24 protein-coding genes are annotated in these 20560 nt (G+C 72.3%); all 24 read left to right on the top strand.

What is annotated here, in order from left to right:
- Positions 1-49: 49 nt before the first annotated feature.
- The 24 genes from AOM00_RS09030 (at position 50) to AOM00_RS08915 (ending at position 20553) form a co-directional block, all read left to right on the top strand.
- Entirely contained in the window at positions 50-391 is a 342-nt protein-coding gene (locus tag AOM00_RS09030) for a flagellar basal body rod protein FlgB (RefSeq protein ID WP_062517489.1), read from the top strand.
- Positions 391-798, top strand: a complete 408-nt coding sequence (gene flgC / locus AOM00_RS09025; protein WP_062517488.1) for a flagellar basal body rod protein FlgC — start codon at positions 391-393, stop codon at positions 796-798. Before AOM00_RS09030 ends, flgC begins: the two co-directional genes overlap by 1 nt.
- Positions 798-1109 carry a flagellar hook-basal body complex protein FliE gene (gene fliE / locus AOM00_RS09020; RefSeq protein ID WP_082096838.1) on the top strand — a complete coding sequence of 104 codons (312 nt, stop codon included), beginning with the start codon at positions 798-800 and terminating at the stop codon, positions 1107-1109. The genes flgC and fliE overlap by 1 nt, the downstream gene beginning before the upstream one ends.
- Positions 1109-2749 carry a flagellar basal-body MS-ring/collar protein FliF gene (gene fliF, locus AOM00_RS09015; protein ID WP_062517487.1) on the top strand — a complete coding sequence of 547 codons (1641 nt, stop codon included), beginning with the start codon at positions 1109-1111 and terminating at the stop codon, positions 2747-2749. Before fliE ends, fliF begins: the two co-directional genes overlap by 1 nt.
- Entirely contained in the window at positions 2746-3753 is a 1008-nt protein-coding gene (gene fliG / locus AOM00_RS09010) for a flagellar motor switch protein FliG (protein ID WP_062517486.1), read from the top strand. The genes fliF and fliG overlap by 4 nt, the downstream gene beginning before the upstream one ends.
- A complete protein-coding gene (locus AOM00_RS09005; protein ID WP_062517485.1) occupies positions 3743-4360 on the top strand; it encodes a FliH/SctL family protein in 618 nt (205 codons plus the stop codon). The genes fliG and AOM00_RS09005 overlap by 11 nt, the downstream gene beginning before the upstream one ends.
- A gap of 50 nt (positions 4361-4410) precedes the next feature.
- Positions 4411-5724 carry a FliI/YscN family ATPase gene (locus tag AOM00_RS09000; RefSeq protein WP_062517570.1) on the top strand — a complete coding sequence of 438 codons (1314 nt, stop codon included), beginning with the start codon at positions 4411-4413 and terminating at the stop codon, positions 5722-5724.
- Complete coding sequence (locus tag AOM00_RS08995; protein WP_062517484.1) at positions 5721-6173, top strand: flagellar FliJ family protein; 453 nt, start codon at positions 5721-5723, stop codon at positions 6171-6173. Before AOM00_RS09000 ends, AOM00_RS08995 begins: the two co-directional genes overlap by 4 nt.
- Positions 6170-7492, top strand: a complete 1323-nt coding sequence (locus tag AOM00_RS08990; RefSeq protein ID WP_062517483.1) for a flagellar hook-length control protein FliK — start codon at positions 6170-6172, stop codon at positions 7490-7492. The genes AOM00_RS08995 and AOM00_RS08990 overlap by 4 nt, the downstream gene beginning before the upstream one ends.
- 10 nt (positions 7493-7502) lie before the next feature.
- Complete coding sequence (locus AOM00_RS08985) at positions 7503-7997, top strand: flagellar hook capping FlgD N-terminal domain-containing protein (RefSeq protein ID WP_062517482.1); 495 nt, start codon at positions 7503-7505, stop codon at positions 7995-7997.
- Positions 7998-8009: 12 nt separating this feature from the next.
- Positions 8010-9215 (top strand): flagellar hook protein FlgE, encoded by a 1206-nt coding sequence (locus AOM00_RS08980; protein WP_062517481.1) that lies wholly within the window; start codon positions 8010-8012, stop codon positions 9213-9215.
- A gap of 222 nt (positions 9216-9437) precedes the next feature.
- Positions 9438-9722 carry a flagellar FlbD family protein gene (locus tag AOM00_RS08975; RefSeq protein WP_062517480.1) on the top strand — a complete coding sequence of 95 codons (285 nt, stop codon included), beginning with the start codon at positions 9438-9440 and terminating at the stop codon, positions 9720-9722.
- Positions 9722-10486: a motility protein A gene (locus AOM00_RS08970; protein WP_062517479.1), complete on the top strand. Its 765-nt coding sequence runs from the start codon at positions 9722-9724 to the stop codon at positions 10484-10486. Before AOM00_RS08975 ends, AOM00_RS08970 begins: the two co-directional genes overlap by 1 nt.
- Positions 10483-11415 carry an OmpA/MotB family protein gene (locus AOM00_RS08965; RefSeq protein WP_228373458.1) on the top strand — a complete coding sequence of 311 codons (933 nt, stop codon included), beginning with the start codon at positions 10483-10485 and terminating at the stop codon, positions 11413-11415. Before AOM00_RS08970 ends, AOM00_RS08965 begins: the two co-directional genes overlap by 4 nt.
- Positions 11412-11936, top strand: a complete 525-nt coding sequence (locus tag AOM00_RS08960; protein ID WP_062517478.1) for a flagellar basal body-associated FliL family protein — start codon at positions 11412-11414, stop codon at positions 11934-11936. The genes AOM00_RS08965 and AOM00_RS08960 overlap by 4 nt, the downstream gene beginning before the upstream one ends.
- Before the next feature lie 137 nt (positions 11937-12073).
- On the top strand, positions 12074-12997 hold the full coding sequence (locus AOM00_RS08955; protein WP_156159110.1) for a flagellar motor switch protein FliM: 924 nt from the start codon (positions 12074-12076) through the stop codon (positions 12995-12997).
- Positions 12994-13692, top strand: coding sequence for a flagellar motor switch protein FliN (gene fliN, locus AOM00_RS08950; RefSeq protein ID WP_062517476.1), 699 nt, complete (start codon positions 12994-12996; stop codon positions 13690-13692). The genes AOM00_RS08955 and fliN overlap by 4 nt, the downstream gene beginning before the upstream one ends.
- 3 nt (positions 13693-13695) lie before the next feature.
- Positions 13696-14196: a FliO/MopB family protein gene (locus AOM00_RS08945; protein ID WP_062517475.1), complete on the top strand. Its 501-nt coding sequence runs from the start codon at positions 13696-13698 to the stop codon at positions 14194-14196.
- The gene (fliP, locus tag AOM00_RS08940) at positions 14193-15023 is read left to right on the top strand and encodes a flagellar type III secretion system pore protein FliP (RefSeq protein ID WP_062517474.1); all 831 of its coding nucleotides are present in this window, start codon (positions 14193-14195) and stop codon (positions 15021-15023) included. The genes AOM00_RS08945 and fliP overlap by 4 nt, the downstream gene beginning before the upstream one ends.
- On the top strand, positions 15023-15295 hold the full coding sequence (gene fliQ, locus AOM00_RS08935) for a flagellar biosynthesis protein FliQ (RefSeq protein ID WP_062517473.1): 273 nt from the start codon (positions 15023-15025) through the stop codon (positions 15293-15295). The genes fliP and fliQ overlap by 1 nt, the downstream gene beginning before the upstream one ends.
- 1 nt (position 15296) lies before the next feature.
- Positions 15297-16079, top strand: coding sequence for a flagellar biosynthetic protein FliR (locus AOM00_RS08930; RefSeq protein WP_062517472.1), 783 nt, complete (start codon positions 15297-15299; stop codon positions 16077-16079).
- A complete protein-coding gene (locus AOM00_RS08925) occupies positions 16076-17203 on the top strand; it encodes an EscU/YscU/HrcU family type III secretion system export apparatus switch protein (RefSeq protein WP_228373457.1) in 1128 nt (375 codons plus the stop codon). Before AOM00_RS08930 ends, AOM00_RS08925 begins: the two co-directional genes overlap by 4 nt.
- Before the next feature lie 52 nt (positions 17204-17255).
- Complete coding sequence (locus AOM00_RS08920; protein ID WP_062517470.1) at positions 17256-19313, top strand: flagellar biosynthesis protein FlhA; 2058 nt, start codon at positions 17256-17258, stop codon at positions 19311-19313.
- Complete coding sequence (locus AOM00_RS08915; RefSeq protein WP_062517469.1) at positions 19291-20553, top strand: hypothetical protein; 1263 nt, start codon at positions 19291-19293, stop codon at positions 20551-20553. Before AOM00_RS08920 ends, AOM00_RS08915 begins: the two co-directional genes overlap by 23 nt.
- Positions 20554-20560: the final 7 nt, after the last annotated feature.

Here is a 20560-nt window from a genome sequence, read left to right as displayed (position 1 = left end):
ACGCCTTGGCCACGGACCGGCCCCCTGCAGTTCCTGAGAAGGGTGACCTGTGTTCGGATCCGTCAGCTTCGATGCGATCTCCAGCGCGCTTGACGCGCTGTCGCTTCGCCAGCGCACCACCGCCGACAACATCGCCAACCTCCAGACTCCCGGCTACCTGGCCAAGAAGGTCGTCTTCGAGGACGCCCTGGCCGCCGCGGTGTCGGGCGGCTCCGGTGCAGTGAGCGCGACCATCGCGACCTCGCTCGAGCCCACCCGCCTCGACGGCAACAACGTCAACCTGGACACCGAGACGCTCGCCAACATCGACACGGGCCTGCGCTACGAGCTCGCGACGCGTGCGATGGAGGGCAAGTTCTCCTCGATCCGCACCGCGCTCGGGAACGCCTGATGGGCACCTTCGCCGCGATCGGGATCGCGGGCTCGGGCATGACCGTCTACCGCAAGTGGCTCGACGCCATCTCGGACAACCTCGCGAACATGAACACCGCGACGGCGACGTCGGAGGACGCGTTCCAGGCGCGCTACGTGGTCGCGGCCGCGAACGACAACCAGGGCGGCGACTCCGGCGGCGTGCACGTCGCCGGCACCGTGCTCGGCTCCGCCGAGGGCCGCATGGTCTACGAGCCCACCAACGCGCTCGCGGACGAGGACGGCTACGTCCGCTACCCGGACATCGACGCGTCGAGCCAGATGACCCAGCTCATCATGGCCCAGCGCGGCTACCAGGCGAACGCCGCCGTGGTCGACCGCGCCCGCGACATGTACTCCACCGCGCTCACCATCGGGAGAGGCTGATGTCGATCACCCCCATCTCCGCGGTCTCCGCCGCGTCCTTCTCCATGCCTGCCGAGGTCACGACCGCCGTGTCGGGCGCCGAGGGCAGCGACGCGGCCTTCGCGTCGCAGCTCACGTCCGCGGTGGACGGCATCCAGGGCCTCCAGTCGACCAGCAGCGAGCTCGCCGTGCGAGCGCTCACCGGCGACCTGTCCGACGTGCATGACTACACGATCGCGGCCACCGAGGCGGCGGTCGCGCTCGAGCTCGCGTCCGCGCTGCGCAACAAGATGGTCGACTCGATCACCGAGGTCCTGAGGATCACCGTCTGATGCCCGCGCAGATCCAGAGCCGGTGGGACCAGCTCCGTGCATGGGCCGGCGAGATGTCGGTGGCCCAGAAGGTGTTCGCGAGCCTGCTCGCGGCGCTCCTCGTCGTGGGCCTCGTCGCGCTCGCGCAGTACACGACCAAGCCCACCATGGCCCCGCTGTTCACCAACCTCGCGGCGGACGACGCGGCGGCGATCGTGGACCAGCTCGACGCCGGCGGCATCCCCTACGAGCTCACCGCGGGCGGCGGCACCATCCTGGTGCCGCAGTCGCAGCTCTACGACACGCGCCTCGCCGTCGCGTCGGCGGGCCTGCCGAACGGCACCACCACCGGGTACGCGCTGCTCGACGACATGTCGATGACCAGCTCGGACTTCCAGCAGCAGGTCACCTACCAGCGCGCCCTCGAGGGCGAGCTCGCGGCGACCATCACCGCCATGGACGCGGTCGAGACCGCCTCCATCAAGCTCGCGCTGCCGCAGGAGACCGTGTTCGTCGACGAGCAGGAGGACCCCACGGCCTCCGTCTTCGTCGCGACCCGCGCCGGGGCGTCGCTCGACACCCAGAGCGTCCAGGCCATCGTCCACCTGGTCTCCGCCTCGATCGAGGGCATGGAGCCCGAGGACGTCGCCGTGATCGACGCCAACGGCGTGGTGCTCTCCACCGTCGGCGGCGGCCAGACCGCGCTCGAGCAGACCGGTCAGACGGCGGACTACGAGTCGCGCATCGCCTCGAGCGTGCAGGCCATGCTCGACCGCGTGGTCGGCACCGGCAACGCGATCGTCTCGGTCACCGCGGAGCTCGACTACGACCAGCGGTCGACCACGTCCGAGTCCTACACCTCCAACCCGGACGCCGCGCCGCTGTCCGAGTCCTCGTCCGTCGAGGAGTACTCGGGCGACGGCGGCACCACCAGCGCCGGCGTCCTGGGCCCCGACAACATCTCGGTGCCCGAGGGCGACGACGGCAGCAGCGGTGCGTACCGCAAGGAGGACACCGTCAAGAACAACGCGGTCGACCGCACGGTCGAGGTCACGGAGACGGCGCCCGGCTCGGTCAAGCGCCAGTCCGTCTCGGTGGTCGCGAACCAGGCCGCGGCGGCGTCGATCGACCTCGACGAGCTCAGCGCGATGGTCGCCGCGGCAGCGGGTATCGACGAGTCGCGCGGAGACGTGGTCTCTGTCGCCGCGATGAACTTCGACTCGTCCGTGGCGGACGCCGCCGCGACCGCGCTCGAGGAGGCCGCCACGGCCGACGAGCAGGCCGCGAACCGGACGATGTACGTGTCGATCGCCAAGTGGGGCGTGCTGCTCCTGTCGGTGATCCTCATCGTGATCCTCGCGCTCGTGAAGGGTCGTCGTCGCCGCGGCGACACGGATGAGCGCATCGCGCTCAGCGTCGAGGCCGTCGAGGAGCTCGAGGCGCGGGCCCAGGCCGCGCTCGACGCCCGCACGCAGGCGCTGCTCGACCAGGCGAGCTCCGTGGCCGACGAGGCCGAGCTCGCGATCGAGGCGGCCCCGGTGCCGACCATGGATGCGGTCGCGCTCGCGATCCGTGACGAGATCGCAGGCTTCGCCGCACAGCAGCCGGCCGAGGTCGCCGAGGTCCTCCGCGGCTGGATCGGCTCGGGGAGGAACGCATGACCACGATGCTGACGGGCACCCAGAAGGCGGCGCTCGTGCTGATCCAGATGGGCCGCGAGGCGGCCTCCGGCGTGATGGCGCAGCTCTCCGAGAACGAGATGGAGCTGGTGACCGCCGAGATCACGCGGCTCAAGAGCGTCGACGAGGCGACCGTCGCGGAGGTGCTCGAGGAGTTCCAGCGCACCGCGACGCGCGCGCTCACCGTCGCGAGCGGCGGGTACTCGTACGCCAAGAAGCTGCTCGAGGAGACCCTGGGGCGCGAGAAGGCCGCCGAGGTCCTCGAGCGGCTCAAGTCGCAGGTCCAGGTGCAGCCCTTCGAGTTCCTCATGCATGCCGACGCGCGTCAGGTGGTGTCGCTGCTGAGCGGCGAGCACCCCCAGACCATCGCGCTCGTGCTCGCGCACCTGCGTCCCGAGCACGCCTCGGCGATCATGGCCGGCTTCAGCCCGGAGACCCAGACCATCGTCGCGCGTCGCATCGCCACCATGGAGGGCGCCTCGCCCGACGTGGTCGGCCTCATCGCGGACCAGCTCAAGCTCAAGGCCACCAACCTCATCACGTCGCAGGAGCTCACGTCCGTGGGCGGCGTGCAGCCGCTCGTGGAGATCATCAACCGCGCCGATGCGGCGACGGAGAAGCTCATCCTCGAGGGCCTCACCGAGCAGGACCCGGAGCTCGCGGATCAGATCCGACAGCTGATGTTCGTGTTCGCGGACATCACCATGCTCGAGGACCGCGCGATCCAGCTGGTGATGCGCTCGGTCGAGACCGGGACGCTCGCGACCGCGCTCAAGGGCGCGGACGACTCGGTGCGCGACAAGATCCTGCGCAACATGTCGGAGCGGGCGCGCGAGAACCTCGTCGAGGAGATCGACGCGCTGGGCCCCGTCCGCATCTCGCTGGTCGAGGAGGCGCGCTCGAAGGTCGTCCAGGTCATCCGCGGCCTCGAGGAGCGCGGCGAGATCATGATCAGCCGCGACGGCGAGGACGAGTATGTCGCCTGACAGCCGGGTCTCCACCTTCGTCCCCGCCGCGATCACGCCCCAGCGCGCGGACGCCGCGGGCGAGTCGCACGCGAGCGGCTTCGCCGCGGGCTGGGCCGCGGGCGCACGCGCCGCGGCCGAGGCCGCCCAGCGCGATCGCGACGCGGAGCGCGCGGACCACGAGCGCCGCGAGACCGCGCGTGACGCCGCGCTGTGCGATGCGCTGCTCGCGCTCGCAGCCGCGTCGCGCTCGTGGCACGAGCGCGCGCTGCCCGTGCTCGCGGAGGCCGAGGAGTCGCTCAACGGCGCGGCCGTCGAGCTGGCCGAGGCGATCCTCGGGCACGAGCTCGGCGACGGCCCGACCGCCGCGCGCTCGGTGCTGATCCGCGCATCGTTCCTCCCGACCGGGATCGACGCCACCCTCATGCGTCTGCACCCCGCGACCCTCGCCGAGGTGCGCCGGCTGCTCGACTCCGGTGCAGCGTCCCTTCCGGAGGGCATCGACCTGGCCGGCGACCCCCGCCTCGCTCCCGGCGACGTCATCGTCGAGCACGCCGACGGCGCGCTCGACGCGCGCATCGGCGCCGGGCTGGCTCGCGCCCGTGCGGCGCTGGAGGCAGGCCTGTGACCACCCCCGTGCTCCTCGACAGCGCGCCCGGCTCGCGCTTCCGCTCGCCGCTGATCGCGCGGGCGGCGGCCGCCGGCGCGCCCGAGCTGGTGGGGTCGGTGTCCTCGATCGTGGGCCTGTCCGTCGACGTCGCGGGGCTCCAGGGCGCCGTGGGCGACCTGGTCGCGATCGACACGGGCGACGGCGGCACCACCGAGGCCGAGGTCGTGGCGGTCACCGGCGACGCCCTGCGGTGCATGCCGCTCGGCCCGGTCCATGGGCTGCACGTCGGCATGGCCGCGCGCGCCACCGGATGCCCGCTCACCGTCCCCGCGGGCCCGCAGCTGCTCGGACGCGTCCTCGACGGCCTGGGCCGTCCGATGGACGGCAAGGGCTCCGTGCTCGACGGGCCCGAGGCCCGGCGCGTGCCGGTCGATGCGACCGCTCCCTCGGCGCTCGACCGTGCACGCGTCGACACCCCGCTCGGCATGGGCGTGCGCGCGCTCGACACCATGACCACGGTGGGACGCGGCCAGCGCATCGGCCTGTTCGCCGGTTCCGGCGTGGGCAAGTCGAGCCTGCTGTCGATGGTCGCGCGCGGCACCGAGGCCGAGGTGAGCGTCATCGCGCTCATCGGCGAGCGCGGTCGCGAGGTCCGGGAGTTCCTCGAGGACGACCTCGGCCCCGAGGGCCTCGCACGGTCCGTGGTGGTCATCGCGACGTCCGACCAGCCGGCCATGGTGCGCCTCCGCGCGGCCTTCGTGGCGACGCGCATCGCGGAGGACTTCCGCTCGCAGGGTCGCGACGTGGTGCTCATGATGGACTCCCTCACGCGCGTCGCCATGGCGCAGCGTGAGATCGGCCTCTCGGTGGGCGAGCCGCCGGCGACCCGGGGCTACCCGCCGTCGACCTTCTCCATGCTCGCGCAGCTGCTCGAGCGCACCGGCACCGACGCCACCGGCTCGGTCACCGGCATCTACACCGTGCTGGTCGACGGCGACGACCACAACGAGCCCATCGCGGACGCGACGCGCTCGATCCTCGACGGCCACGTGGTGCTCACGCGCGACCTCGCGGTCGCGGGGCACTACCCCGCCATCGACGTGCTCGGCTCGATCTCCCGTGTCGCGAGCCGCGTCACCACCGCCGAGCAGCGCGGGCTCGCGCTCGCGCTGCGCCAGGTCCTCGCGGCGCGGCGGCGCGCGCAGGACCTGCTCGACGTGGGCGCGTACGCCGCGGGCACCAACCCGCTCGTGGACGCCGCCGTCGCGCACGCGTCCGCGATCGACGCCTTCCTCCAGCAGCCCGTGGACCAGCCGGTCGGGGCGGATGAGGCATGGGCGCGGCTCGCTGCGCTCCTCACGCAGATGGGAGTGCACGCATGAGCAGGACCTTCCCCCTCGCGGGGCTGCTGCGGGCGCGCGAGCTGGCCGAGGAGCAGGCCGCGGCCGAGCTCGCGCACGCCAACCGCGCCCGTGAGGAGGCCGCGCAGGCCGTCCGCACGGCCCGCTCCCAGCTCGCGAGCCTCGAGTTCCGCGATCCGCGGATGCAGAGCGATGCCGACCAGCCCGATGTCACGCGGTCATGGAGCGCCATGGTGGCCTCGCGCGCCGCTCTGACGGCGCGGGTCCAGGAGCTGCAGCTCGCGCTCGCCGTCGCGCAGTCCCACGCCGATGGCGCGACCGGCGCGTGGAGCCAGGCGCGCACGCGCGCCTCGATGATCGACCGTCTGCGCGAGCGCCACGACCACGAGGTCGCCGCCGAGGAGCTGCGCGTCGAGCAGGTCGCGCTCGACGAGGCGGCCCTGCGCCGCGCCACCGAGGAGGACCGATGACCATCGCCCCGACCGTTCCCACGCCGCAGCCCGCGCGTGCCTCCGCGTCCCGCGGCTCCGGCTCCGGCTCCGGCTCCGCCTCCGACGGCGACGCCTTCGCGCGTGAGCTCGCACAGGCGTCCGGAGGTGCTCGCCGGGACGATGCGGGCGACCGCTCGCGCGTCGGCTCGCGCCGCGACGACGACCGTCACGCGGCCTCGGCTGCCCCGCGGGAGGAGTCCCGTCCCGAGGGCGCGACGTCCGCCTCGCCCGACCAGGCCGCGCCCGCGGACCAGGCGGCAGGCGCCGAGCAGCCTGCGGAGGCTCCCGTCGTCACCGCCGTGCCGGTCCCGTCACCTGTCATGAACGAGGTCCCCGCGATGCCCGTGACCCTGCCCCTGGGGACCGGTGGAGCGGACGCGCTCGCGGCGGCACCGGCCGTCGAGGGCGTGCAGATCCCGGCGACGGGCGTCACGGCCGCGGTGGCCGCGACCACGCCGCCCGCTATCGCCGGCGGCCGGGGCGTCGACCCCTCGCCGGCGCCGACCGTCGCCACCTCGCCCGCGGCTGCCTCCGAGGCCCAGGTGGCCGCGGCGTCCCTGCCCGCGACCGGGGGCCTCACGGCGACCGGTGCCGTGGCGGACGAGGCGCTGGTCCCGACCGCCCCCGCCGTCCCCTCCGTCCCCGCCGCGGCATCGTCCGAGGCCGAGACCCCGGCGCCCCAGGTCCTCGAGCGCGTGCTCGCGGCGCTCGAGCCGGTCGCGCGCGACGCCGCCACGTCGCAGGGCGAGACGGCGCAGCCCGTGCAGGCGCGTGGCGCCGAGCCCGCTCAGGCCATCGCGACGGGCGCTCCGCTGCAGCCCACCTCACCCGCGCCGACGGCTCAGCCCGCCGCGCCCGCGTCCTACGCCCGCGAGGTGCCGGTCGCCTCGCAGCTCAGCACCCCGCTCGCCTCGCTCAAGCAGCTGCCCCAGGGCGAGCACGAGATGCAGATCGCGATCACGCCGGAGAGCTTCGGCCACGTCCGCGTGGTCGCGAAGATCACGCCCGAGGGCGTGTCCGTCCAGCTGTTCGGCTCGACCGAGGCGGGCCGCGAGGCGCTGCGCGCCGCGCTGTCCGATCTGCGCCGCGACCTCGAGGACGCCGGGCTCGGCTCCAACCTCGACCTCGGCTCCGACGGCGGCGACCCGCGCGACGCCGGCGGCGAGGAGCAGCGCGCCCGCGCCACCGCGGGCACCGACGCCTGGCCCGGCGCCTCGACGACCGGCATCGTCACCACCGACCTCCCGACCCCGATCCGGCTCGATGCCCGCGCAGGCGGCGTCGACATCCTCCTGTGAAAGGAAACCCATGAGCATCGACGGCGTCAGCTTCGTGTCCAGCATCAGCGCGGGCGCGACGGCGTCGACCTCCTCCCAGGAGCTCGACGCCGACGACTTCATGAACCTGCTGATCGTGCAGCTGCAGAACCAGGACCCGTCCTCCCCGATGGACACGTCCGAGATGATGTCGCAGCAGACCCAGCTGGCCACCGTGACCCAGCTCACCGAGCTCAACACGACCATGCAGGAGCAGTTCGCGCTCTCGATGCGCACGGCGGCGCTCGGCATGATCGGCACGGAGGTCTCGTACTACGACGAGAACGGCGACGTGGTCACGGGCACCGCCCAGTCGACCTCGTTCGCGTACGGCGTCCCGACCCTCAAGGTCGGGGACGCCGACGTCGCGCTCGACTACATCCTCTCCGCGGGCGTCACGGCGGCCGCCTCCTCCGACTCCAGCGGCACGGACGCCGCGGACCCGACCGGCACGGATGCCACCGACACCACCGTCACCACCGACTAGAAGGACTCGATCATGCTTCGCTCCCTGTTCTCCGGCATCTCGGGCCTCCGCGCCCACCAGACGATGCTCGACGTGACCGGCAACAACATCGCCAACGTCAACACCACCGGCTTCAAGTCCTCGAACGTGCAGTTCCAGGACACGCTGTCGCAGGTGCTCAGCAACGCGAGCGCGCCCCAGGGCGGTCGTGGCGGTACCAACCCCGCGCAGGTGGGCCTCGGCGTCCAGGTCGCCGGCATCTCCACCAACTTCCAGCAGGGCGCGGCGCAGCTCACCAACGTGTCGACGGACATGATGATCAACGGCGACGGCTTCTTCATCGTCAACTCCGGCGGCCAGCAGATGTACACGCGCAACGGCTCGTTCACGTTCGACTCGACCGGTCAGCTCACCACGGCGGACGGCTCGCTGGTGCAGGGCTGGGCGGCGGACGCCTCGGGAGCGATCAACACCAACGGTGCGCTCGGCGCGCTGCGCCTGCCCATCTCGACGCTCATGGGGGCCTCCGCGACCACGTCGGTGGACTTCGAGGGCAACCTGCCGTCGGACGCCGCGGCCGGCACCGTGCTCAACCGCCAGATCGACGTGTACGACGCCTCGGGCACCGCGCACACCCTCAACCTCGCGTTCACCAGGACCGCCGCCGGCTGGGACATCTCGGGAGCCGTCAACGGCACGTCGTCGGCGCAGACCGGCTCGATCGCCTTCAACACGGACGGCTCGATCGCGTCCCTCACCATGCCGACCTTCCCCGCGGACGCCGCGACCGGCCTGTCGGGGATCGACGTCGACCTGTCCGCGCTCACCGGCTACGCCGCGATCGAGACCGTCGCCGCGAACACGCAGGACGGCCGCGCCGCGGGCTCGCTCACCGCGTTCGAGGTCAACAACGACGGCACCATCATGGGCACGTTCGACAACGGCCTCAAGCAGGCGATCGGCCGCGTCGCGCTCGCGAGCTTCTCCAACCCCAACGGTCTGTCGAAGTCGGGCAACTCGCTCTACAGCGCGTCCGTGAACTCGGGCGACGCGCAGGTGGGCACGGCAGGCTCCGGCAGCCGCGGGTCCATCACGGGCGGCTCGCTCGAGATGTCGAACGTCGACCTCTCCGCGGAGTTCACCAACCTCATCGTGGCGCAGCGCGGCTTCCAGGCGAACTCGCGCATCATCTCCACCTCGGACTCGGTGCTCGAGGAGCTGGTGAACCTCAAGCGCTGACGTCTCGCGTCGTCGCTCCCCCGCCCTGGCGGGACGGGGGTGCTGGATCTCGCACGGATCCGGCACCCCTGTCCCGCCAGGGCGTTTCTGCGCCTGGGTGCCGATGTATGGGATCTGCGCGCGAAAGGTCCGGTTCGGCTCACACTCCGCCGGCCCGAGCCGATGGGGAGGTGTAAGCGGGACCACGGATGGGACCGCAAGAACTACCAGGATGGTGCCCTCGTGATCTCTCTCACGCGCCTCAACGGCCAGCGCTTCGCGGTCAACCCCGATCTGATCCAGCGCGCCGAGGCCACTCCCGACACCATCGTCACGCTCGTGGACGGCACCAAGCTGCTCGTCAAGGAGGGTCTCGACGAGGTCATCGCCATCGTCGACGACCACCGCGCCGCGATGGTCGCGCGATCGATCGAGATCGCCAACGCCGCCGCTGCCGCCGAGGAGGATGCGCAGCGCCCGCGGTCACGCAGCCGCGCCCACCTCACGGTGCAGCCGGAGGTCGACTGATGGATCCGGCAACGTTCGTCGGGATGGCGATCGCGTTCGGCGCGATCATCGTCTCGATCTTCCTCGAGGGATCGTCGCCGATGTCGGTGATCATCCCGGCCCCGATGCTGCTGGTGATCGGCGGGACCATCGGCGCCGGCCTCGCGACCACCACGCTCCCCGACTTCATCGGGAGCCTGCGCGCGCTCGGCCACTACCTGACCTTCAAGCCGCGCGACCCCGAGGAGACCGTCGAGCTGGTCGTCTCGCTCGCCGACCGTGCGCGTCGCGAGGGCCTCCTCGCTCTCGAGGATGCTGCGCGCGACATCGACGACGACTTCCTCAAGGACGGCCTGCAGGCCGCGATCGACGGCACCGACCCCGAGGACCTGCGCGCCATGATGGAGGCCAAGGTCGACGGCAAGCGCGCCGTGGACCGCTCCGTCGCGAAGCTGTTCGCGGACATGGGCGGCTTCGCCCCCACCATCGGCATCATCGGCACCGTGGTGTCCCTGGTCCACGTGCTCGAGAACCTCTCCGACCCGTCCAGCATCGGCCACATGATCGCCGCGGCGTTCGTCGCGACGCTGTGGGGCCTGCTCACCGCCAACCTGATCTGGCTCCCGATCTCCTCGCGCGTCAAGCGCGTCTCCGAGCTCGAGGCCGCCCACATGGAGCTCGCGATGGAGGGCCTGCTGGCCATCCAGGCGGGCTCCGGACCGCGCGTGGTCGGTGCCCGCCTGCGCGCGCTCGTGGGCGACACCAAGCAGAAGGAGGCGGCGTGAGCTCCCGCAAGCACAAGGGCCACGAGGAGGAGCCCGAGAACCACGAGCGCTGGGCCGTGTCCTACGCGGACATGATGACCGTGCTGCTCGCGACCTTCATCGTCCTCTACGCCATGTCCGCCGTGGACCAGGAGAAGTTCGAGGAGCTGCGGCAGTCGCTCGCGCTCGGCTTCGGCCACGAGGCCGCGTCGATCATCCCCGGCTCCACCGGCACGATGCTGGGCCTGGAGTCCTTCGAGATCGCCCCCGACTTCACCACCGTCGCGACGGAGGGCGCCGAGGGCGCCGGCGGTCAGGCGCCCACCACGGTCAACCAGGAGACGGTCGACCACGTCGCCGCGGCACGCGAGTACGAGCAGCTGAGCGAGGTGCAGAAGGCGCTCGAGGCGCGCCTCGAGAAGAAGGGCCTCGCCGCCAACGTCACGTTCCAGATCGACGAGCGGGGCCTGGTGATCGGCCTGGTGGGCTCCAACGTCTTCTTCGATGCCGACACCGCGCGGCTCACGCCCGTCGCACGCCGCGTGATCGACACGCTCGCGACGCCGCTGAGGAACCAGAGCCGCGAGCTCTCCATCGAGGGCCACGCGAACACGCTTCCCTCGCGCAACTTCGCCTCGAACTGGGAGCTGTCGAGCGAGCGTGCGACCCGCGTGCTGCGCCGGTTCGTCGAGTCCGGGGGCGTCGCGCCCGAGCAGATCGCGGCGACCGGCTACGGCGACGCCCGTCCGTCCGTCGAGGGCGACAGCAAGCGCGCGCTCGAGTCCAACCGTCGCGTCGACATCGTGGTGCGGTCGGGGGCCTCGGAGGAGGTCCGCGCGCTGCTCGCCGAGATCGCCGAGGCCATCGATACCGGGGCGATCACCGCAGGGGACGTGCGCGCCGAGATCGCGGCGGCCACCGCCGCACCGAAGGAAGCAGGAGACCTATGAGCACCGAGACCCGTGTGATGGCGCCCAAGCCGAAGATCGGCATGCGTCCCCCGACGTCCTCCCTGCCGCCGCAGCCCGAGCCCGAGCCCGAGAAGCCCGCGGGCAAGGGCAAGCGTCTCCCGAGCCTGATCATCGGCCTGCTCATCGTGGTCGGCGCCGCCGCGGCGTACTGGTTCCTCGCGGGGCCGGGCGCGGCGTCCGATGCGGACGCCGCGGAGGCGGCCGTGGAGCACGTCGAGCTGGGCGATGTCCAGATCCTCGAGCCCATCTCGCTCAACCTCAGCGGCGGCCACTACCTCCGCATCGGCCTGGGCCTCCAGCTCCCCGCGGACGCGCACGGCGAGGTCGACACCGCGAAGGCGCTCGACGCCGCGATCAGCCTGTTCTCCGGCCACAGCCAGACGGACCTGGCGGATGCGGCGGTCCGCGAGGAGCTCAAGACCGAGCTCGCCCACACGCTCGAGGAGCTCTACGAAGGCGAGGTCGTCGGCGTCTACTACACCGACTTCGTCACCCAGTGATCCGGGTGGCGTGACAAGGGCGCGCGGGACGCGCGTGAGGGTTCGCGGGGGAGACGTTCGTCACACTCCGTGCGTGGGATCGCGCACGTCCCGGGCATAACGCTCACATCGTCCGCCGCGGCGACGATGTGGGGCGCGTGACTCCCCAGACCCCAGCGCGACGCAAGCGGGGCTCCGGCGTGCCCGAGCTCTACGACTTCCGTCAGCCGATGACGCTCACGCGCGAGCATGCCCGCGCGCTCGAAGTGGGGCTGCAGAGCTTCGCGCGCCAGTGGGGCACGCTGCTGACCTCGCGCCTGGGCGTGCTCACCACGGTGGGCCTCGAGCGGCTCGACATCTTCACGTACGGCGACTACATCGACTCGCTGCCGGGCTCCACCACCGCCGTGGTGCTCCAGATGGACCCCAGCCGCGCCCCCGCGCTGATCCAGGTGCCCACCGGCGCGACGATGGCGCTGGTCGACTGCATGCTCGGCGGTCCCGCGATGGACCTCGACCTTCCCTTCCGCGAGCTCACCGAGATCGAGTGGAAGCTCATGAGCGACATGCTCGAGTACGCCTGCAGCGATCTTGCGTACGGGCTCGCGACCGTGGGCCAGGTGGCCTTCCAGGTCCGGTCGGTCGCGTACAACCCCGGCTTCATGCAGCTGGTGCCGGCCTCCGAACAGGTGATCGTCGCGCGCCTCGAGCTCTCGCTCGGGCCCGTCACCGCGCCCATCACGCTCATGCTCATGGCCGAGCCCGTGCTCACGCTGCTGCGCACCGCGGACGCCCAGGAGGGCCGTTCCGCGGAGGAGCAGCGCGAGCACGAGGAGGCGGTCCAGCTGCTGTCCGCACGCCTGGGCGAGGTGCCGCTGCCCGTGTCCGTCCGGTTCACCGGACGGGAGATGACCGCCGCCGCCGTGAGCGCGCTCGAGGTCGGATCCGTGGTGCCGCTGCGCCACCGCTCCGACGAGCCGCTCGAGGTGGTCGTCGGTGACGTGATCCTGGCGCACGCCGCCATCGGCGCGAACGGAACCCGCGCCGCCGCTCTTGTCGTCGCGACCGAGGAGGAAGCATGACCACCCTGACCACCGCCCGAGGCGCCGCCGAGCAGCTCGCGGCCCAGATCCCGAGCGCCGTCCCGCTCACCGTCGCGGAGCCCACGCCCGGTGCGGCCCCCGCGGCCGGCGCCTCGTGCGTGCGCGCGCACTTCGTCGGCGCGACGAGCGCCGACCTCATGGTCGTCGCGGACGAGGTGATCGCCGACGCGATCGCGGCCGCCGGAGGCGACGTCTCCGCCGCGGAGATCCTGCGTCCCGCGCTCGAGGCCGCGGCCTCGAACCTGGGCGCCGGCGTGCTCGACACCGCCCGCGTCGACGTGCTCGGCGATGCCTTCGGGGACGCCGACACCGAGGTGTTCGCCCTGGTCGACGCCACCGGCACGGCGCGCGCCTGGTTCGCCATGCGCGTCCGGGCCGCGGCCCCCGCCCCGGCCGCCCCGGGACATGTCGATGCCGCATCCGAGCGTTCGCGCATGCGCGTCCTCCACGATGTCGAGCTGGTCCTCACCGCGGAGATCGGCCGCACGCGCCTGCCGATGCGCCAGGTGCTCGACCTGGTGCCGGGCACGGTCCTCGAGCTCGACCGCTCCGCGGGCGCCCCCGCCGACGTCATGGTCAACGGCCGCCTCGTCGCGCGCGGCGAGGTCGTGGTGATCGACGAGGACTACGGCATCCGCATCTCGGAGATCGTCGCCACGGACGGCGGCCACTGACCCATGGACACGCTCCTGCTCGTGCTGCGCGTCGGCCTCTCGCTGGTCGCCGTGCTCGGACTGATGCTGTGGCTCTCCCGCAAGCTCCAGTCCAACGGCAGGACGCAGCGGCGCGCCACGCTCAGCGTGGTGGGCCGCCAGCAGCTGACCAAGCGCAGCGGCGTCGCCCTCATCGAGGTCGACGGCCGCCGGCTGGTGGTCGGGTACGGCGACCAGGGGGTGTCCTTCCTGCACGATGCGGGGGACGCGCCCGAGCCCGAGCCGGAGCCCGCATCGTCCACGCCTGAGACGGGCGGCTTCGACGCCGACCTCGAACGGGCGCTCGCCGCGGAGGCGCACGCCTCCGCGGACCCCCGCACCCTTCCCGACAACACCCACCTGACGCAGGCCCGGATGGCCGACGTCCCACGGCAGCACGCACCCCTCGACGGATCGATCCTCGCGCCCGACACGTGGCGCAAGGCGGTGGTGGCGCTGCAAGATCGGACCATCCGTCGTTCATGAACCGAGTCGCGCTCGGGGTCCAGCTGCGGACCGTGCGACGCTCGATGCTCATCGTCTTCGTCACCGCGATGCTGATGATGATCGTCGCGGCGCCGTCCCTGGCAGCGCCCGTCGACCCTGACACGCCCGTGTCGCCGAGCACCCCGATCTCCCCCGAGGTCCAGGACAGCATCGGCGTCGGCATCTACGGCGTCGACGGCGCGCCGTCGACGTCGATCGTGGTGCTCATCGCGATCACGCTGCTGTCGGTCGCCCCGTCGCTGCTGCTGCTCACGACCGCCTTCACCAAGATCCTGGTGGTGCTCGGGCTCACCCGCAACGCGCTCGGCCTCCAGTCGACGCCGCCCGCGCAGGTGCTCGCCGGCCTCGCGCTGTTCCTGTCCATGTTCATCATGGCGCCCGTGCTGAGCGAGATGAACGACCTGGGCGTGCAGCCCTACCTCGCGGGCGACATGACGTTCGCCGAGGGCCTGCAGGCCGCGATCGACCCGCTGCGCGAGTTCATGCTCGCCCACACCCGCGAGTCCGACATCGCGCTCATGACGCGTGCCGCGGACGCCGCCAACCCCGCGACCGCCGCGGAGGTGCCGATGACCACCCTCATGCCCGCGTTCATGCTGTCGGAGCTGCGGGCCGCGTTCATCATCGGCTTCGTCATCTTCGTGCCGTTCCTGGTGATCGACCTGGTCGTGTCGAGCGCGCTCATGTCGATGGGCATGATGATGCTGCCGCCGGTCATGGTGTCGCTGCCCTTCAAGCTGCTGCTGTTCGTGCTGGTGGACGGCTGGACGCTCATCATCTCCGCGCTGGTGGGGAGCTACGGCTGATGGATACGTCCGCCGTCCTCAACGTGGGGCTCGAGGCGATGCTCCTCGCCGCGAAGCTCTCCGCGCCCCTCCTCATCACCGCGCTCGTGGTGGGCTTCGCCGTCTCCCTGTTCCAGTCCGTGACGCAGATCCAGGAGGCGACGCTGTCCTTCGTCCCCAAGGCGATCGCGGTGGCCGTCGCGCTGCTCGTGTGCGGCCACTGGATGATCCAGGAGGCCGTGAACTTCACGCAGACGCTCTTCGACAAGCTGCCCTCGCTCCTGGGCGGCTGACATGGACCTGACCTTCGACCTCGGCCTCATCGAGACGACGATGCTCACCAGCGTGCGCATCGTCGCGTTCCTCGTGGTGGCGCCTCCGTTCCACGTGAAGGTGTTCCCCGGCACGGTCAAGGTCGCGCTCGCGTTGGGCCTCGCGCTCGCGGTCGGGCCTGCCGCGGCGGCGCGGGCGGGGGTCGAGCCCGGGACGATGCTGGTGTCGGACACCGGCGCGTTCATCGGCGCCGTGGTGACGGAGGCCTTCGTGGGGCTCGCGCTGGGCTTCCTGGTGCGCCTCGTGTTCGCGGCCGTCCAGACCGCGGGTGGACTCATCGACCTGTTCGGCGGCTTCGAGGTCGCCGCGGCCTTCGACCCGACCAGCGGCTCGCAGGGCGCGCAGTTCAGCCGCTTCTACAACATGGCGGCGCTCGCGCTGCTGTTCGCCTCCGACGGCCACCAGCTCATCCTCGCGGGCATGGTGCGCTCCTTCGACGCGCTGCCGCTCGGCGGCGGCATGGACCTGGCCGTCCTGGGCGAGCTCATGACGGGCGGCATCGCGGACATGATGATCGCGGCGCTGCAGATCGCGGGCCCGCTCATCGCGGTGCTGTTCCTCACCGATGTAGGCCTGGGCCTGCTCACGCGCGTCGCGCCTGCGCTGAACGCGTTCGCGCTCGGCTTCCCGCTCAAGATCCTGGTGACCCTGTCGCTCGGGTCGATCGCCTTCCTCGCGCTGCCCTCCGTCATCAGCGGTCTCACCGACCGCGCCACCAACCTCGCGGGCGGAGGTGCATGGTGAGCAAGGACGACTCCGGCGAGAAGTCCGAGAAGGCCACACCCCAGCGGATGAAGAAGCTCCGCAAGGAGGGGTCGCTGCAGCGTTCGCAGGACCTGTCCGCGTGGATGGTCATCGGCGCGGTCGTGATCGCGCTGCCGTTCGTGATCCGCAACGCGCGCGACGCCGCGCACGGGCAGCTCGCGCGCGTCGACGCGGTCGCCGCCGCGCCGGACCCGTGGGTCGCGCTCGAGATGCTCGGCGACGCCCTCGGCTCGCTCCTCACCACGCTCGCGCCGGCGTTCGCCGCGGCCGTCCTCGCCGCCGTGGTGGCGGCCGCCGCGCAAGGCGGGATCCGCGTCGCGCCCAGGAAGCTCAAGCCCTCGTTCAAGCACTTCTCGCCCAAGCAGGGCGCCAAGAAGCTCTTCGGCGGTCAGGCCTGGTGGAACGGTGCGAAGGCCGCGCTCAAGGCCGGAGCGATCGGCACGGTGCTCTACCTGGTGATCCAGGGTGTGGTGCCTCTGCTCATCGGGTCGGGTGCGCACTCGCTCACCTCGACCCTCGACATCGCGGTGGGCGGCGCGACCACGCTCATCAAGACCGCCGTGATCGCGGGGTTCGTGCTCGCCGGCTTCGACGCCCTGGTGGTCATGAAGCGCAACCGCAAGCAGACGCGCATGTCCAAGAAGGAGATCAAGGACGAGCACAAGCAGTCCGAGGGCGACCCGCACGTCAAGGGCCAGATCCGTCAGCGTCAGATCGCGATGAGCCGCAACCGCATGATGGCGGAGGTGGTGAACGCGGACGTGGTCATGGTCAACCCCACGCACGTCGCGGTCGCGCTGCGCTACGAGCCCGGCACGGGCGCGCCGCGCGTGATCGCCAAGGGTCGCGGGCATATCGCGACCCGCATCCGCGAGAAGGCCACCGAGGGCCAGGTCCCCATGGTCCAGGACATCCCGCTGGCACGCGCGCTCCACGATGCCTGCGAGGTGGGCCAGGAGATCCCCGCCCACCTGTACGCCGCCGTCGCGCGCGTCCTCGCGTTCGTCATGGCGCTGCGGCGCCGCGGCGCCGCCTCCGGGATCCATCGCGATCCGCAGGCCGAGGAGGTCGCCGACCCCCGAGCCGAGGCGGTCACCGCATGAACCCGTCCCGCACCCTTCCCGCCCCCCGCCCGTCCCGTCAGGAGGGAACCCTGTGAAGCTACGAATCAGCACGCTCGCCGTGCCGGTCGGCGTCGTCGGCATCGTCATGCTGCTCGTCGTGCCGCTGCCCGCGGCGATGCTCGACTTCCTCATCGTGTTCAACATCGCGATGTCGCTGGTGGTCCTGCTCACGTCGATGTACGTGAAGCGGCCGCTCGACTTCTCGGTGTTCCCGTCGCTGCTGCTGGTGCTCACGCTGTTCCGCCTGGGCCTCAACGTGGCGTCGACGCGGCTGGTCCTGCGCGACGGCTACGCGGGCGAGGCCATCGGCGCGTTCGGCAACATCGTGGTGGGCGGCTCGCTCGTCATCGGCCTGGTGATCTTCCTCATCCTCGTGGTGATCCAGTTCGCGGTCATCACCAACGGTGCGGGCCGCGTCGCCGAGGTCGGGGCGCGCTTCACGCTCGACGCGATGCCGGGCAAGCAGATGGCCATCGACGCGGACCTCAACGCGGGGCTCATCGACGAGGCCACCGCGCGCCAGCGCCGCGCGGACGTGGCGGCCGAGGCGGACTTCTACGGCGCCATGGACGGTGGCTCCAAGTTCGTCAAGGGCGACGCGATCGCGGGCATCATCATCACCATCGTCAACCTCATCGGCGGCTTCGCGGTCGGCATGATGCAGATGGGCCTGTCCCCGCAGGAGTCGATCGAGAAGTTCTCGATGCTCACCATCGGCGACGGCCTGGTCTCGCAGATCCCCGCGCTGCTGCTGTCGGTGTCCACCGGAATCATCGTGACCCGCGCCACCGCCTCGGAGGACATGGGCACCACCGCGAGCCGCCAGCTGGGACAGTCGCGCATCGCGCTGCTCATCGCCGGCAGCGCGGCGATCATGCTCGCGCTCGTGCCGGGCCTGCCCAAGGTGCCGTTCGTCCTGGTCGGCGCGGTGCTGCTCATCGCGGGTCAGCGCGTGGGCGCCAAGGAGAAGGCGGAGCTCGCCCAGGCCGAGGCGGGACCCGCGCAGCTCGAGCCCGGCGCGCCCGAGCCCGACTCCCCGGAGGCGCTCATGGACCAGATGAGGGTCCACGCGCTCGAGATCCAGCTCGCCCCCGACCTGGTCGACCTGGTCGGCTCGTGCTCCGAGCAGGACCTTCTCGCCCGCGTCCGCGGCCTGCGGCGCAAGATCGCGATGGACCTGGGCCTGGTGATCCCGCCCGTGCGCACGCGCGACAGCGTCGATCTCCCGCGCTCGACCTACGTGGTCAAGATCGCGGGCGTCGAGGTCGGACGCGGCGAGGCGCCTCCCGGCCGGCTCCTCGCGCTCGGCGACAACCTCGACCACCTCATGGGCACCCCGGTGCGCGAGCCCGTCTTCGGGCTCGCGGGCCGATGGATCCCGGCCGAGGTGCGCGCCCAGGCCGAGCTCTCCGGGGCGACCGTGGTGGATCGCGTGTCCGTGCTCGTCACGCACCTGGGCTCGATCATCTCGGCCAACGCGCCGCGCCTGCTCAGCCGCGAGGACGTCCGCATCCTGGTCGACAACGTCAAGCAGCTCGACCGCGCCGTGGTCGACGAGCTGGTACCCGGCCTGCTGTCGCTCGGCGAGGTCCAGCGCGTGCTGCACGGACTCCTCACGGAGCGCGTGTCCATCCGCGACCTGCCTCGCATCCTCGAGGGGCTCACGCTGCGCGCAAAGGTCTCGACGGATCCCGAGGGGCTCATCGAGGCGGCGCGCGGCGCGCTCGGCCCCGCGATCGCGGCGCCGTACGCCGAGGACGGCGTGCTGCGGGTGGTCACTCTCGAGCCGCTGCTCGAGCAGCACCTGGTCGAGCAGCGTCGCCCGGGCGACGAGGGCATGATCCTGGCGGTCGACCCCGACCGGCTGGAGCGCATGATCGGCTCGCTGCGCAGGCGCCTGGCCGAGGTCGAGCACTCGGGCCACGAGGCCGTGGTCGCGTGCGCGCCCGCGCTGCGCCCGGCGCTGCGTCGGACGGTCGCGACCGCGCTGCCGCTGGTGCCCGTGCTGTCCTACTCCGAGGTGACGTGCGCTCCGCTTCAGGTCGAGGCCGTGGGGGTGGTGAGCGATGCCGCGCAGGTTGCTGCTTGAGGGTGCCGACCCCGAGGCGCTGCTCGTGCGTGCTCGTGAGGAGCACGGCCCCGAGGCGCGGGTGGTGCACGCGGAGCGCGTGCGCACCGGAGGCGTGCTCGGATTCTTCGCGAAGGACACCTACGCGCTCACGGTCGAGGTCCCGGACCAGGCGCCCGGGCGCCTGCGCCCCGCATCGTCCCTCGCGGGAGCGGGCGTAGGCGCGCGCGACGACGCGGACCTCGACGACGAGCTCGCGGACGTCGCGGCCGTGAGCCGCGAGCTGCTCGCCTCGGTCGCGCGCGACGCGGCGCCCGCGCGGCGCTCGGCGGAGGCCCAGGACGAGTTCGGCGCGCTGCTCGCGCGGCTGGTCGCCGAGCCTCGTGAGGACGCTGCGCAGGCCGAGCCGCTCCCTCCGGTCCCGGCGTGGGCCGTGGAGCCTGCGGTGCCTGCGGCGGAGCCTGCGACGATGCGCGACTTCGTGCCCGCGCGCTTCCCCGTCGCCGATGCCGCCGACCGCATCGTGGTCCGCGAGCCCGCGCGGCAGGCGGCGCCTGCCACTGACGACGTGTCCGTCGAGGCCTCCGCACCGGACCGGGATGCGGACCCGACCACGGACGAGCTCCTCGCGCTGGGTGTCCCGGCCGCGCTGCTCGAGCACGACGAGCCCGGATCGCGCATCGCGCTGGCCTCGCTGGTCCGCGGGCTCGACATCGTTCCGCAGGCGTCCGCGCCCGGCGAGCTGCTGGTGGTCGTGGGCGCGCCCGACCGTGCCTTCGACGTCGCCTGCCAGGTGGCGCGATGGCGCGGCATGGCCACCACCGACGTCGCGCTGGCGGGCGATGCCGCGGCCGTGCCGGGGCATGGCCGGCGGATCCGCACGGCGGCCGCCGCCCGCAGCCTGCGCGAGCGCGCCGGCGGCCCGGACGCCACGGCCCGGACGATCGTGGCGCTCGGGATCGAGGCGGCCTCGGACGCCTCGCTCGCGGCGGCGCTCGTCGAGGCGCTCGACGCGCATGCGTGCTGGGCGGCCGTGGACGCGGACGGTCGCGGCGGTGCCCCGGTCGAGTCGCTCATCGCCGCCGGCAGCGTCGACGCGACCGCGGTCGCGGGCCTCGCCCGGTCTCAGGAGCCGGGCCGTGCGCTCGGCGATCCGCTGCCGGTCGCGTGGATGGACGGCGTGCCCGCGACGCGCGTCGCGTGGGCCGCACGGCTCGACGAGGCGCTGTCGATGCTGAGGGCGCGGACGGCGCGCGCATAACGCCGGT

Source organism: Demequina gelatinilytica (assembly GCF_000971115.1).
Lineage (GTDB): Bacteria > Actinomycetota > Actinomycetes > Actinomycetales > Demequinaceae > Demequina > Demequina gelatinilytica.
Note: the sequence above shows the minus strand (reverse complement) of the source record. Positions and strands in the feature narration are given on the sequence as shown.

What these genes read in the sequence shown, in the direction of transcription:
- flgC (WP_062517488.1), top strand. Translation starts at nt 391, where the DNA reads ATGGGCACCTTCGCCGCGATCGGGATCGCGGGCTCGGGCATGACCGTC.
- fliE (WP_082096838.1), top strand. Translation starts at nt 798, where the DNA reads ATGTCGATCACCCCCATCTCCGCGGTCTCCGCCGCGTCCTTCTCCATG.
- fliF (WP_062517487.1), top strand. Translation starts at nt 1,109, where the DNA reads ATGCCCGCGCAGATCCAGAGCCGGTGGGACCAGCTCCGTGCATGGGCC.
- fliG (WP_062517486.1), top strand. Translation starts at nt 2,746, where the DNA reads ATGACCACGATGCTGACGGGCACCCAGAAGGCGGCGCTCGTGCTGATC.
- AOM00_RS09005 (WP_062517485.1), top strand. Translation starts at nt 3,743, where the DNA reads ATGTCGCCTGACAGCCGGGTCTCCACCTTCGTCCCCGCCGCGATCACG.
- AOM00_RS08995 (WP_062517484.1), top strand. Translation starts at nt 5,721, where the DNA reads ATGAGCAGGACCTTCCCCCTCGCGGGGCTGCTGCGGGCGCGCGAGCTG.
- AOM00_RS08990 (WP_062517483.1), top strand. Translation starts at nt 6,170, where the DNA reads ATGACCATCGCCCCGACCGTTCCCACGCCGCAGCCCGCGCGTGCCTCC.
- AOM00_RS08985 (WP_062517482.1), top strand. Translation starts at nt 7,503, where the DNA reads ATGAGCATCGACGGCGTCAGCTTCGTGTCCAGCATCAGCGCGGGCGCG.
- AOM00_RS08980 (WP_062517481.1), top strand. Translation starts at nt 8,010, where the DNA reads ATGCTTCGCTCCCTGTTCTCCGGCATCTCGGGCCTCCGCGCCCACCAG.
- AOM00_RS08970 (WP_062517479.1), top strand. Translation starts at nt 9,722, where the DNA reads ATGGATCCGGCAACGTTCGTCGGGATGGCGATCGCGTTCGGCGCGATC.
- AOM00_RS08960 (WP_062517478.1), top strand. Translation starts at nt 11,412, where the DNA reads ATGAGCACCGAGACCCGTGTGATGGCGCCCAAGCCGAAGATCGGCATG.
- fliN (WP_062517476.1), top strand. Translation starts at nt 12,994, where the DNA reads ATGACCACCCTGACCACCGCCCGAGGCGCCGCCGAGCAGCTCGCGGCC.
- AOM00_RS08945 (WP_062517475.1), top strand. Translation starts at nt 13,696, where the DNA reads ATGGACACGCTCCTGCTCGTGCTGCGCGTCGGCCTCTCGCTGGTCGCC.
- fliP (WP_062517474.1), top strand. Translation starts at nt 14,193, where the DNA reads ATGAACCGAGTCGCGCTCGGGGTCCAGCTGCGGACCGTGCGACGCTCG.
- fliQ (WP_062517473.1), top strand. Translation starts at nt 15,023, where the DNA reads ATGGATACGTCCGCCGTCCTCAACGTGGGGCTCGAGGCGATGCTCCTC.
- AOM00_RS08930 (WP_062517472.1), top strand. Translation starts at nt 15,297, where the DNA reads ATGGACCTGACCTTCGACCTCGGCCTCATCGAGACGACGATGCTCACC.
- AOM00_RS08915 (WP_062517469.1), top strand. Translation starts at nt 19,291, where the DNA reads ATGCCGCGCAGGTTGCTGCTTGAGGGTGCCGACCCCGAGGCGCTGCTC.